This window comes from Novosphingobium mangrovisedimenti, assembly GCF_025153475.1.
Classification (GTDB): Bacteria; Pseudomonadota; Alphaproteobacteria; order Sphingomonadales; family Sphingomonadaceae; genus Novosphingobium; species Novosphingobium mangrovi_A.
The window spans coordinates 79,633-93,140 of record NZ_JANZXA010000014.1; the positions used below are offsets into that span (position 1 = coordinate 79,633).

General features: G+C 63.1%; 9 protein-coding genes. 1 reads left to right on the forward strand and 8 read right to left on the reverse strand.

Features of this window, described 5'->3' with window-relative positions; all coding sequences use genetic code 11:
* Window positions 1-35: 35 nt before the first annotated feature.
* The gene (locus NZK81_RS18035; protein WP_260047481.1) at window positions 36-2,075 is read right to left on the reverse strand and encodes a tetratricopeptide repeat-containing sulfotransferase family protein; all 2,040 of its coding nucleotides are present in this window, start codon (window positions 2,073-2,075) and stop codon (window positions 36-38) included.
* 470 nt (window positions 2,076-2,545) lie between these two features.
* Here NZK81_RS18035 and NZK81_RS18040 point away from each other — a divergent pair, with 470 nt between their 5' ends.
* Window positions 2,546-5,110 (forward strand): TonB-dependent receptor, encoded by a 2,565-nt coding sequence (locus NZK81_RS18040; protein ID WP_260047482.1) that lies wholly within the window; start codon window positions 2,546-2,548, stop codon window positions 5,108-5,110.
* Between the two features lie 98 nt (window positions 5,111-5,208).
* Here NZK81_RS18040 and qhpE read toward each other — a convergent pair whose 3' ends face one another.
* From qhpE to peaA, 7 genes are read right to left on the reverse strand one after another with little or no spacing between them, the layout of a single operon-like run.
* Window positions 5,209-5,916 carry a subtilisin-like serine protease QhpE gene (qhpE, locus tag NZK81_RS18045; RefSeq protein ID WP_260047483.1) on the reverse strand — a complete coding sequence of 236 codons (708 nt, stop codon included), beginning with the start codon at window positions 5,914-5,916 and terminating at the stop codon, window positions 5,209-5,211.
* 1 nt (window position 5,917) lies between these two features.
* Window positions 5,918-7,654, reverse strand: a complete 1,737-nt coding sequence (locus tag NZK81_RS18050; RefSeq protein ID WP_260047484.1) for an ABC transporter ATP-binding protein — start codon at window positions 7,652-7,654, stop codon at window positions 5,918-5,920.
* Window positions 7,651-8,646 (reverse strand): hypothetical protein, encoded by a 996-nt coding sequence (locus NZK81_RS18055; protein ID WP_260047485.1) that lies wholly within the window; start codon window positions 8,644-8,646, stop codon window positions 7,651-7,653. The genes NZK81_RS18050 and NZK81_RS18055 overlap by 4 nt, the downstream gene beginning before the upstream one ends.
* A 2-nt stretch (window positions 8,647-8,648) precedes the next feature.
* On the reverse strand, window positions 8,649-9,734 hold the full coding sequence (locus tag NZK81_RS18060; RefSeq protein ID WP_260047486.1) for a YncE family protein: 1,086 nt from the start codon (window positions 9,732-9,734) through the stop codon (window positions 8,649-8,651).
* Between the two features lie 50 nt (window positions 9,735-9,784).
* A complete protein-coding gene (gene qhpC / locus NZK81_RS18065; RefSeq protein WP_260047487.1) occupies window positions 9,785-10,114 on the reverse strand; it encodes a quinohemoprotein amine dehydrogenase subunit gamma in 330 nt (109 codons plus the stop codon).
* On the reverse strand, window positions 10,111-11,577 hold the full coding sequence (gene peaB, locus NZK81_RS18070) for a quinohemoprotein amine dehydrogenase maturation protein (protein ID WP_260047488.1): 1,467 nt from the start codon (window positions 11,575-11,577) through the stop codon (window positions 10,111-10,113). Before peaB ends, qhpC begins: the two co-directional genes overlap by 4 nt.
* Window positions 11,574-13,421, reverse strand: coding sequence for a quinohemoprotein amine dehydrogenase subunit alpha (gene peaA / locus NZK81_RS18075; RefSeq protein WP_260047489.1), 1,848 nt, complete (start codon window positions 13,419-13,421; stop codon window positions 11,574-11,576). Before peaA ends, peaB begins: the two co-directional genes overlap by 4 nt.
* Window positions 13,422-13,508 lie beyond the last annotated feature (87 nt).

A 13,508-nucleotide genomic window follows, 5' to 3' on the forward strand; every position in this document is an offset into this window, starting at 1 on the left:
TATTGGCGAAGGGCGCGCCCCGGCACTGAACGCAATCAGTGCCGGGGTTCGTTCCCGAACGCCGGGACTTCGGGATAAGCCTCGAGTACCGGCCCCAGCACGTCCTCCAGCGGGCCGAGCCATCGGGCATAGTTCGTCCAGTGGTCGATCCCGGCGGTGAAGATTGGCTGGCGGACCTGTTCGGAACTGGCGGTCCGCACGGCGCGGTCGTTGTTGTAGAATTCGAGGCAGGCCTGTTCGAAAGGCAGGTCGAGGTGGTCCAGCAGGCGCCGGATCTCGTGCTCGGTGTTTTTCACCATGTCTTCGTAGATCACCCGGTGGACCGCGCCGGGCTGGGCCGCGTCATAGGCAGCCATGAGGCGCACATAGTCGCCGTAGTAGCGGCCGATGTCGGTGAGGTCGTAGGTGAAGGTCTGCCCTCGCGCGAAATGCTGTTTCCAGCCCGAGAAGCAACAGGACAGCGGGTGCCTGCGCGCATCGATGATCTTCGCGTTCGGCAGGATCAGCCTGATGAGGCCGACGTGCTGCCAGTTGTTGGGCATCTTGTCGATGAAATGCGGCTTGTCCGTCTGGCGGTGCACGCGGGTTCGCTCGATATATTCCTCGCCCAGCCGCGATCGGTCCATGGGCGTGAGGGAGGAAACCATCGCCTGAAAATCGGGGAACTCGCCTTCGTCCACGCGTGACTGCAGGCGGCCGGCAATGATCATCATTTCCGGCAGTTCCATCGTCCCTTCGACGCGGCTGTGGCTGGAGAGGATCTGCTCGACCAGCGTCGAGCCGGAACGCGGCAGGCCGACGATGAAGACGGGATCGGGCGCGGGACAGCCGCCGGCCCCCATTCCCGCGAGGAACGGGGCGGTAAAGGTGTCCGCCGTGGCCTTGCATTCGGCGGAAAAGCCCTCGGCATCGTGGAGCACCAGTGCGCGGCGCAGGCGATTGCCTTGCTCGTAGTGGCGGAACGAAGCGGGATAATCCCGGGCATCCTCGAAGGCCTTGCCCAGCGAGAAATGGAGGTGGAAGAGATCTTCCTGGATGTTCGGATCATCCGGCTGGAGGGACGCGAGCGCCTGTTCCATCGCGGCAATGTCTTCCGCGCCCAGCTTCACCGTCTTCAGGTTGGCCAGGCTCCACCAGGCCTCGCCCATGGTCGGCCGGTGGGTTGCCGCCTGGCGATAGGCATGAATCGCTTCGGTCTGCTTGCCCTGCGTCTTCAGCACATGGCCGAGATTTTGCCAGACCTGCGAGTGGTCGGGCTTCACGGCGAGAAGCTCTTCGTAGATTTTCTGCGCACGCTCCTGCTCACCCAGGCGGACGAGCACGGAGGCCTTCAGGAGGTCGTGGCCGGGGCTCCGCATCGGGGAGCCGACCAGTACTTCGACATGTTCCAGCGCCTCCGGCAGGCGGTTGCTTTGGAGCAGGAGGCGGATCAGGAAATCGCGCGCCAGATCGAAACCGGGCGCAAGGTGTACCGCGCGCTCGACCCATGTCAGCGCGTTGGTCATGTCTCCGCGTCGCCAGTTGATTTCCCCGAGCAGGCGGCACGCGGGTGGATCGTCCGGCACGCGTTCGAGCCGCGTCTTCAGGATCGCCTCGCCCTCGTCGAAGCGGCTTTCGTTCATGGCCATCGCGGCCTTGAGCAGGCCGGGGTCGCGGGAAGAGGCATGGACGCCGGAAAGGTCCGCGCGCCAGGCTTCCTCGGCGCGCCCGACCTTGCGAAGTTCCCCCGCCAGCAGGAACCAGCCGCTGGCCACTGCCGGTTGTTTCCGGGTCAGGTCCTGGAGCGCGGAGATGGCCTGACGGGTCTCGCCTGCTTCGCTTGCCGCCTGCGCGAATTCCCAGATTGCGCCCAGTATGTTCGGTTGTCTGCGGACCAGTTCGGCAAGCATTGGCATTGCGGCGCGTGGCTCGCCCATCCTGCGCAGGGCCTGCCCTTCGACAAGGATCGCATGGGGATGATCCGGTGCTGCCCGCAGGATCTCCCGCGCGCCGGCGCATGCGGCCTGCGGATCGGAATCGAGCTGGCGGATGGCCTCGGCCAAAGCGTGTTCCAGCGATCGGCCGGGACCGGTCATTTGCTTGTCTGCTGAACGCAACGCCACTCTGTCTCCTGGTTCTGCAATCGCGAAATTCGACGTGCCCGGACATCCTTGGTCAGGGGGTTGGCAACGTTTGTATTCTGCACTGCAACAATGGTGTTGACAACCGTTGATTCGATGTCATGTTCAGATTTCGGACAGTTGTTCTAGATTCGGTTTTTCAGATTAAGATATTGGTTTTAAAAATAATAATGTGAGTGCGGCGGGTCTGCTCGCACTTGAGCCGGGTTAGGGGCCGGCGAACTTGGGAGGTTGTCTGACCCTGCGCGGGCAAGCGCTTTTTTTGCGCGCGCGATAGGGACGCAAGGGCAGTGCGTGGCCATGCGAGCCGAAACCTAATTCGGCCGGGTCAGGACAAAACCAAGGGGGTTAGAATGAAAACCGCTCAACGTTCTTTATCCAAGCGAACTCTCGTTCTTCTGAGTTCGTCGACTATTCTCGCAGGGATGACTTTTGGAACCTCGGCGCATGCCGCCGAGGATGCACTGGCAGCCGATGCTGCTGTGGAGGCCGATGCTGAATCGACCGAATCCACCCTTGGCGACATCGTCGTGACCGCAACCCGCACGGCACAGAGCGTGCAGAAGGTGCCGATCTCGATGCAGGCGCTGGCGACGGCCAAGCTGGAACAGCGGCAGGTCAAGAGCATGTCGGACTTTGCCAACCTGCTGCCCTCGGTCTCCTTCGATGGCCTTGGTCCGGGCCGTCAGAACCCCTATTTCCGAGGCATCGTGCCTGCCGGCGGCCGATATGACGCAACCGGCTATTACATCGACGACATGCCTATGATGTCGCTCAGCGCGGGCATCACCAGCGGCTTCCCGGACATCCACGTTTACGACCTCGAACGTGTCGAAGCGCTCGCGGGCCCGCAAGGCACGCTTTACGGCGCCGGGTCCCTTGCCGGCACGATACGCTTCATTACCAAGAAGCCCGTAATCGGCAAATTCGAGTTCGGATACGATCTCGAGGTCAACAAGTACGACGCGGGCGATTTCGGCGGCGTGGCCCAGGCCTATGTGAACATCCCGGCCACCGACAATCTGGCGATCCGCGCCATGGGTTTCTATCGGCACGATGGCGGTTATATCGACAACGTCCCGGGTACGCTCACGTACAACTTGGGCGACGACAATCCTCTGACTACCTATACGATGACCAACGAGGAGTTCGTCAAGGACAACTACAACCCGCTCTATTCCTACGGCGCCCGCGTTCAGGCCCTTTGGGAAGTGGCGCCGGGCTGGGACATCACTCCGCAGATCACCGCCCAAGAGCAGATCGCCTACGGTTATTTCAACTACGACGCATCCACCGAAATCACGGGTGATCACCAGAACCCCGGCGGCGATCTCGTCGTCCACGACTATGAAGAGACCCGCCAGCTCGACAGGTGGTTCCAGGCATCGCTGGCCATTCACGGCCATATCGGCGACTTCGACCTGGTTTCGTCCACCGGCTACTACAAGCGCCGGATCAAGCTGATCAACGACTATACTTACTATACCGTCGCTTACGATCAGTTCTCGTACTACGAAAATTATCTCCAGTTCTTCGACCGTAATGGCGAGGTCATCAACCCGACGCAGTATACGAAGGGCAATTCGTTCCAGGATAAGTTCAACCAGGAAATCCGCATTACAACGCCGAAGAGCTGGCCGTTCGACGTGACGGTGGGCGGCTTCTATCAATGGCAGAAGAACAAGATCAACAATGACTATGCCACGCATGGTCTGGACGACATCATCGGATACACCGCTGGCGGTTCCTATTCCGAAGGGGGTAACACCACGACTCTCGACGGTTTCGGGATTCCGATCGCAGATGGTGGCACCATGATCACTCTTCCCGCTGCCCTGAGGCGCGAAGCCTTCTACCTGAGTGAGTCCAATCTGACCTTGAAGGACTCGGCGCTCTTCGCCGAGGGCCATTATGAGATCGTGCCGAACCTGACGCTCACGGCCGGCCTGCGCTATTTCTGGACGGAATCCGCGTTGATCGGCTGGGGCGGCATTGCGGGTAAGGCGCGAAATTCGTCTTCTGCCTGGTATTTCCCGACCAGTTCGGTCGGCTGCCCGGTTCCGTTCACGGATCGACTGGACTGCGTCAGCACCAACCCGCTCGCGGCAGACAAGACCAACCGGTACAAGGAAGATGGCGAAACGCACAAGGTGGCTCTGACCTGGCAAATCGAGCCCAGCAAGATGGTGTACTTCAACTACTCGACCGGTTTTCGACCGGGCGGTGCGAACTCGCCTGTCAGTATCCGCGGCACTGCGGTTCCCGCGCCTTCCTACAAGGCCGAAACGCTGACCAACTTCGAGTTCGGCTTCAAGACGACGTGGGCCAACATCTTCAGGTTGAACGCGGCCGTCTATTACGAACAGTGGAAGGACATTCAGTACGGGGTGCAGGTGATCGGCGCGGCCGGTGGCGGCTTTACCGGCAACGCGGGTGACGCTCGTGTCTATGGTGTCGAATTCGACGCTGACCTCAAGCTGGGCGACGTCACCATTTCGACCTCGGGAGCCTATACCGACGCCGCGCTGGATGGCAATTTCTGCGCCTATCACATTGTTGGAGAGGCCGGCTTCGCGCAGTACGACTCGTGTACCGAGGAAGACGGGAATATTGCTGCCAAATCCGGCACGCGCCTTCCGCGTCAGCCGAAGTTCAAGGGCAATACCTCGGTCAGGTATGAAACCGACCTGTCCAATGAGCTCTCCGGTTATGTCCAGGGCGTGGCCTATTACCAGACCGGGGCAACGCAGGACCTGAATGAGACGTATGCCGAACTGCTGGGCGATACGAGTGGCTTCACGTCGTTCGACCTCTCCTTCGGCCTGAAGAAAGACGGATGGGGAGCTGAGATCTTCGTTCAGAATGTGTTCGACAAGCGTGGCTGGCTTACGAAGAACACGTTCTGTCAGATCCAGGTCTGCGAACATTCCTCGCGTGTCTACCCGATCAAGCCCCGCTTCATGGGCATTCGGTTCGGGCAGAAATTCTAAGTTCCTGACGGAAAGACTCTTCGGCCCGCTGCGGATATTCCGCAGCGGGCCTCTTTTTTTTAAGCGCGAAGTTTCGAAGCTGGCGGTTCGCGGCCGGCTTATGCGCAGAGCGCGGCGCGCACGGCCTCGATACGGCTGTCGCCGGCAATCGGCGCATCCAGACGCTCGAGCGCGCAGGCGACAAAGCCTGACATCTGCGCGGTCGCGAAGCTGATGCCATGGATGTTGCGGCGAAGCGCAACGCCTGGAATGGGCCTGGGGTATCCGGACGCGAAGAAGCACCCGGACCCGTCGGTTGCCGGGCGGTAGGTTTCGCGCGGGCAGTCCCAGTCGAGGTCGACGGCCAGAACGCCTTCCAGCGCCCCGGGATAGCAGGGGGGGCCGCCGACGGCGCGGGGGGCCACGACGATCACGCCTTTTTCTTCTGCCCTTTCGATCGCGGCGGCAAAGCTCGGGGCATGGGCCGGATTGGTCGAACCCAGGCTCAGGTTCACGATGTCCACGCCCTGTTCGATGGCCCAGTCGATTGCGGTGATCAGGGCATGGCCGGTGGTCTTCAGCCCCTCATGGAATACCCGGATGGGTATGCACGAGGCTTCGGGCGCCTTCTCCTGGATCGCGGCTGTCACGGCGGTTCCGTGTCCAAGCCGATCGAGCGTTGCGTCGTCCACTGCATCGATGGTTCCATCGCCGCGAACGCTTATACCCGGAAGCAGGCGCGAAGCCTCGATATGGCTGTGTTGCGGGTGGATGCCGCTGTCGATGACGGCGATGCGAACGCCGCGTCCTGTCGCTGCAATGCTCATTTCAGTGCGTCCGCCCGAGCACTTCCTCGGCCTTCCTGACGGCGACCTTTCCATCGTTCAGGGTGATCGTCATGTCGGCAATTTCCGCGAGCGCGGGCTTGTGGGTGATGACGACGATCGTGGCCGAGGGCAGGGCCTGTCGCAGCCCTTGCGCGACAAGGCGCTCCGTCTCGGCGTCGAGGGCCGCCGTCGGCTCGTCGAGCAGCAGCACGGAAGGGCGGCGCAACAGGGCGCGGGCGAGCGCGACGCGATGCCGTTCGCCCGCGGACAGGGCCTGACCGCGCTCGCCCGTGCGCGTGGCGAGACCCTCGGGCAGGCGGGCGATCAGCGGGCCCAGGCCGGCCAGCCGCGCGGCTTCGGCAATATCCTGGTCCGATGCGTCCGGCCAGGCGAAGGCGATGTTGTTCGCCAGGCTGTCGTTGAACAGGTGCGGTGCCTGATCGACGAGCACGATCGCACGCCGCAGATCGTCGAGCCTGAGCGCGCGCAAATCGGTTCCGTCGGCTTCGACGCGGCCTTCGTCGGGGTCGAGAAAGCGGACCATCAGATCGGCCATGCTCGACTTGCCGGTGCCGCTCGGCCCCAGGATCGCGCAGAAGCGGCCTGCCGGGATGAACAGGTCGACCGCGTCGAGAATGGTCCTGCCGTCGTGGCGGAACGTCACGTTATCGAAGCGAAGGCCTTCGTGCAGCCCGTCGAAGGGCAGGGCGTCGGGGCTGTCGGTTACGTCGGGACGGGTGTCGAACAGGGTGAAGATGCGGCCCAGCGATACCCGCGCCGAGGCCAGGCCCGATACCAGCCCCATCAGCACCTGGATCGGGGAGAAGAGCCGGGACTGGTAGGTCATGAATGCCACCAGCGTGCCGATCGTCATCTTGCCGGCAAAGATCTGCGCGCCGCCATAGAGAATGATCGCGGAACTCGATGCGGTCAGCAGCGTGCCGGGCAAGGCGCCCGCCGTGAACGAGGTAAGCTGCATTTTCAGCATGGCCGAAACGAAAGCGTCGTTGCGCTTGCGGAACCGGCCGATTTCGTGGGGTTCTGCACTCAGGGAGGTGACGGTGCGCATGCCCATGACGGTATCGACCAGCAGGCTGCCGAGATCCGCGCCCCTTTCGCGCATCACCCGCGTCAGCGCCGTCAGCTTGCGCTGATAATGAACGAAGAGGGCGATGCACAGGGGGATGACGACGACGCCGATCACGAACATCACCGGATCGAGCCACAGCATCATCACCACGCAGCCGACGAGCATGAGCACGTTGCTGAGAACCGAAAGGAGGGAGTCCGCCGTCACGCGCTGGATGTCGCTGACATCGCTGTTGATCCGCGACATGAGGTCGCCGAGGCGAAAGCGTGCGTAGAAGCGCGGTGAAAGCCGCTGCAGATGCCGCAGCAGGCTGGCGCGGATGTCGAACAGCATGTCCGCGGACGCCGAGACGTAGCGATAACTGGAAAGCATGTTCAGCGCGAAGCCGCCCAGCGAGACCAGGATCATGGCTCCTGCGATCTGGATCAGCGCCTGCATGTCGCCACGGAGCAGCGCCTTGTCGATCATCAGCTTCGACAGATAGGGCTGCATGAGATTGAGCGATGTAGACAGTAGGCTGAGCACGAGGACAAGAGCCAGCGGCCGGTAATAGGGGCGAAGGAACGGCACCAGCCTGCGGTAGCTTGACCAGCCCGGTATCTCGTCGGTTGCGGGCGGCCCGCCCTGTCCGCCTGCCCCGGGAATCATGCCGCCAGTTCCCGTCGCACGAGCCGGAAGCCTTCCAGCGTATACCGCGGCGGTGGCTCACGTTCGAGCCGGGCGCTGCATGCCGCGAAACCGTCGGCCAGTGCCTCCTGCTGCGCGCGCCACCAGGGGCCGGTCCCGCCGGAGGTGTAGAATTCCGAAGACAGGCGCAGATGGCGCCGCATGGCTGCCGTCATCATCGCCCGGTAATGGCCGATCAGCGGCGCGCTGTCCTCTCCTTCGTGACAGGCACGGACGATGGCCGAGGCCAGGATCGCCTGCCGGACGGCCAGCGCGGTCCCGTCGCCGCAAATCGGGTCGAACGCCATGGATGTGGATCCGCACAATAGTGTGCCCTGATCGGCCATGACGGAAAGCATGCGCGGCGTCGTGTCGAATTGGGCCACGCGATCCGCGTCCACAGCGATGCGCGGGGCGAGGTATCGGCTCTGCCCCATAAGCTGTGCGCAGCCCGCACCGATGGCAAGCAGCCAGCCGCTGCTGGCGGAGGACGGGATCATGAACAGCCACCCGTCCTCCACCGCCTCGATCCAGCAGGCATCGGCATCGTCTGGCTCGAGCAGGCGGACCGGTGCGGTTTCACCCGTACGATTGCCGAAACGAACGATCGGGGTGTCGGCGACGGGGTGTGTGGTGCTGATGGTGAATATCGGCTGGCCCGGCATTCCGGTATCGCCGGACGGCGCGAAATCCAGGTCGCCGGCACCGAGCATCGCCGCCTGATGGGGCAGGGAAACCGGATCCTGTCCGCCCCAGGCTACAATCCGCCGGGTTATGCGGGGCCTGTCCGAGAACAGGTCGGGCAGTCCCAGCGTTTCCCGCAGAAGCGCCCGCGCGGCATCGCTGAGCATCAGCGCGGGCACCGCCGCTCTCGCATCGGGCATCCAGCGGACGGTTGCGCCAGCCTGGCCGAGCAAATGGTCGCAACACGCAGCCGCCACGCCGCCGCCGGTGATGTCAACCGTCCACGTCACGCTCAGGGCAGGGTCAGGAGGCCCGCCATGGTGATGTCGTTCGTCAGTTCCCAATCTTGCTCAAACTTCAGTGTCTTCGCGTCGTAGACGGCGATGTCGTAGCCGGCGCCGTAGATATACAGCTTCTGGCCATCGCGCGACATGCCGAAATAGAAGCGCGAACGGCAGGGGAATTCGGCCTTGTCGAGCGCGGTATTGGTCGTCAGGTCGAAATGCCAGAACTCGCAGCGCTTGTTCCCGTACTTGCCCATGACGGCGACGGTATAGCCGTCCTTGCCGTCGGGCGACACTTCCAGCCCGGCCATCTGCTCGGGCGCAGGACCGATGGGCTTGAAGTCGAACGTACGCGCCTTGAGGTCGAACCTGGCGACGCCGAACACCTTGTTGTGGATGTAGGGATCCTGCGAATTGAAGACCGAAACGAAGACGCCCGGCTCGCGCAGCGTTTCAAGACCGCCGCCCATGCCGACGTCCTGCATTCCCGGGAAATCGGGCTTTTCGAGGTCGAGCCGCTCGACCACCTTGAGGTCGCTGGTGTCGACGATCAGGACCTTCTTGTCGAAGACATAGAGCGTCTTGCCGTCGGGCGCCATGGCCAGCCGCGTGCGGTAGCCCGGGCCTTCGTCCTTGGGATCGAAGTCGACCGCCTTGACGACCTGCCCGGTCTTCAGATCGACCTTCATGAAACGCGGCTTGCTGAGCCGGTAGAGGTCGACTTCCTTGTCGATGCGCTTGCCGATGATGTAGAAATAGCGCCCGCTCGGATCGGGCACGCCGCCCGAGAAGCGGTAGCGCGTTGCCGGGTTGTTGAGGCTCAGCTTCGAAATGATCTTGCGCGAGGCGGTGTCCATCACCTCGATGCCGCCCGTGGTCAGCGTCGTGATGTAGATCCGCTTGCCGTCGGCAGAGAACTGCAGGTGGGTCGGAAGTCCCGTATCCAGCGTGATCTTCTGCTCAACCTTGCCCGTGGTGTCGTCGACCATCTGGATCTGGTCGGGATAGCCGCCAAGCACGATCGTGGCAGCCTGGGCCGAAACGGCGGCGGTGGTGGCGCAAAGCGCCGCGAGTGCAAGGCGAAACGTCTTCATGCTGAGGTCTCTTCCTCGTGAAATGCGTCTGGGCGGATGCGGTCCGTCGATCAGGGGAAGACGAGGTCCAGGTTGCGCCAGTCCTTGGTGGCAACGGCGCAATTGCTGGCCCAGTCGGGCGAGTAGTTGACGTGATCGGGAACCTGCACCGGCCAGAAGCAGGTGACGTAGCAGTCGTAGATGTCGCGTTCGACCGGCTGGCACAGACCCGCCGTGCCGCCCGCCGCATCGACTTCCCAGCCCGGCGAGAAGGAAAGGGTGCAGCCCATGGGGACGTGGGGTTTGGGTGCCTGCTGCAGGGCAACCACATCCTCCTCCATCAGGGATGCGGTCTCATCGATCCGGGCTGCCTTCCGGTTGACGGGGCGAAGATGCTTCATGACAGACCCTTTCGTGCTGCAAAGCGTTCAAGGAATTGGGGATTTTGTACACTGACCGCGCCGTAGATGCGCAGGCAGGTGTCGGTCCATTCGCGAATCCAGTCGCAATAGTGCAAGTTGGCGTGACCGGTGTCGCCATAGCGAACGAAGGCTTCGTGATGGCATCCGCCGGCACAGAGCGGCCGTGCCCAGCAGCTCTGGCACTCGTACTTCGCACCGACGTGCCCGCGCGAGAGGAAGTCTTCCCGTTTCTCGGCGTCGATGTCGGTCGAGATATGCCCGAGCGTGTGTGTGTCCGCGTCGGTGAAGCGGTGACAGGGCGAAAGGTCACCCGAAGGGCTGACGCCCAGCAGGCCGAGCCCGGCGCCGCACGGGTGTGACTTGTTGACGCCCTGAAGCAGTTCACCGATCGTCTCGCTGACGTTCGTGAAGCCGTGCATCTGTCCGCGCAGGGCATGTTCGAGCCATTCGTCGGCCAGTTCGTGGAACTGGCTCAGGACATCGTCCATGCCGTTGTCGTCGATCATGTAGTCGCGCTCGCCCGAATTGGTGACGGGCGCGAAACCCACTTCGTGAAAGCCGAGATCGTCCTTCAGGTGGCGGTAGATACGGATCACGTCGGTGACGCCGTTGGTCAGCGTGACGCGCGCGGTGATTGCACGGGTCTTGTGGCTTTCGATCAGCTTGCGCAAGCGCGGCTCGATGACGGCGTAGCTGCCCTTGCCGGACTTGTAGACGCGGTGCTTGTCCTGAAGGTCGGGCGGGCCGTCCATACTGACGGTCACGCCGATCTCGTAGTCTGACAGGAAGGCGATGATCTCGTCGGTAAGCAGCGTCGCGTTGGTCGTCAGGCTGAAGCCGATGGTGCGGTTCTGCGCTTCGGCCTGCTCGCGTGCATAGAGGACGACCTCGCGCAGCAGCTTGAAGTTCATCAGCGTCTCGCCGCCGAAGAACGTGATGTGGACAGCCTGGCGGCCGGTCGACTTGCGCAGGAGGAAGTCCACCGAGGTCCTGGCCGTTTCCAGCGACATGAACTTGGGCTTGCCCTGCGGAGTCGCGATCTTGTCGGCGCCGAATTCATAGCAATAGGTGCAGGCCAAGTTGCACTGGTTGGTGATGTTGAGCACCAGCGCCTGCAAGGGGAAGTCGGCCGGCGGCGTTTCCGGCTTGGGCGCGAGGGCGGGGCTCATCGCGTCGGAGACGATCCCATGCACGAAAAGCAGTTCGCGGATCAGTTCCTCGGCATCCTGGTGCGAGTAGCCGCTTTCCAGCAGCGCCGCGACAAGGTCTCCGTGGCTCAGGCTCTCGTCTTCGAGCCGGCGCAGCACGGCATGCGCACCTTCGTCCAGGGCGAAGATGGCCCCCGCGGAAACGAGATACATGAACGGTTGTTCGCCCGCCTGGAATTCATGCATCTCACCCAGCCGGTAGCGACCCGAAGGGATGGTGGTCATCTCGTTCATTGCGACACCTCCGGCTGATCCCAGCGCTTGTAGGCCGGCACGGTGGTTACGAGGTAGGCCTGCCCGGTCAGAGGCTTGCCTTCCTTGTCCTTCAGTGTCTTGGCAGTGGCGACGATCCAGACTTCGCCATAGTTGTTGCGGCTGAAGCGGCGTTCAGGGTTGGGGCCCTCGACGTTCGGCGTGAAAAAGCCGGATGCGTCGAGCTGGCCGACGAACTTGACGTCGTTGTCGTATGTGACCGTCGGGAATTCCTTCATCGCCCAGTTCGCGTCGACAGGCATGATCGGGAAGTCGTCGTCGGTGCCCGGCTTGCCATCGGGCCCCTTGGACCAGGCCATGGCCTCGAACTGTTCGTAGCCCTTGCCGTACTTGATGCCGCCCAGGTGAGCGAGCGCAGTCTCGGGCGAGACCTTCATGTAGTCCACGGTGTCATAGACCGGCAGGGCCTTGGCCAGGACAACGCCGTTCAGCGCGACGTCGTGCAGGCCGACAATGGCATCCGGCGCGACATCGACGGTCGCGACGGCTTCGCCCGGCGAGAGGACGGAGACCTGACGCACCGTCACGCCATCACCGATGTCGAGATCGCCCGCCGCCATGCCAGAGGGAAGGTCTGCCCCGTAGATGTGGAGCTGCGCGCCCTTGGTGCCGGTCTTCACGCCCAGCGGGGAGACTGCGGCAAGGACCGGGCCTCCAGTGGCACGCGTCATCTTCACGTCCAGGCCGAATTCCTGATATTCACCCCAGTACCAGCGGCCTTCGGCGCTCGACTGGTCGGGCGAGAACCACATGGTCTCGCGCAGGGGAGTGGCCAGATCGTCGGGCTTCGCCGGCTTGCTGCCGCTGATGGACGTACCGCGCCAGGAATAGCCGGCATAGACGAGGCCCTTGCCCGAGCGCGACATCGTCTTGCCGGTGTCGAGGGAACGCAATGTCGTGGTGGTGGCGAAGTCGTCGCTGGCCGGTGCGATCGTCATTTCGCCGACGAAGCGGCCCTGTCCGCGCAGCTTGCCGGAAATGACCCACTTGCCTGCCAGCTTGGGCGTGCGGATGCGCGGACGCCAGTCCGTCCATGCCTTGCTGTGGAGATCGGCTTCCTTGCTGAGCCACGCCAGCGCGACCTCGCCGGTCGTCACGGGCTTCGCGGACGGGCTGGCACCTGCGGGTTGCTCTGCGGCGGGGTGGCCCATCTGGACCTCGGCCTGGGGATAGAGCGCCTTGTGCATGTTCTGCAGCAGGCCCCACTCGCGGTGGCTGCGACGCGAGGACATGGGCTGTGCAAAGGCATGGCAGGATGCGCAGGCCGTATGCACGGTCTCGTTGGGAATGATCGTCTCGTCCTGGATGCGGTGCTCTGTCAGGTACATGACCGGCTTGGCTTCTTCCGGGGCCAGCCCGTGCCAGGTGCCGAGATACTTGACCACCGAGCGCGCTTCCTGCGGTGTGATCGACAGGCCGTTGAGCTTGACCATCCGCTTGATGGCCTGCGACCAGCCTTCGGGCGTGGCGCGGATCCACGAAATGCGCGAGAGATTGCCCTTGTCGTCGGGCACGTGGCAGGAGCCGCACTTCTCGATCGTCAACGCATCGGTGACGGGTATGCCGACTTCCTTCTCCGTCCAGTCGGCAGGATCGAGATCCGCCTCGGCATCCGCGCGCACCTGAGCGACGACGATCGAGGCGGAAAAGATGGTCGATGCCAGCAGCGGGGCGAGGTAGAGCTTGCGCCGCCCGCCCATGTTCAGCGCGCTGCGCAGACGTTGCCCCAGCGGGGCCGGGGTGAGAGCTTCGTTTGCTGTGCTGCCGCACTGCGTGCCGTCAACATCCCTGCGCGCAACGGTCATGTCTGAATGCCCCCAAAGATCAGAAATCCGCGGACTTTAGCGTCCAACAATTCAAATATAGGACGCATGTCAAAATTAGGTCAAGCG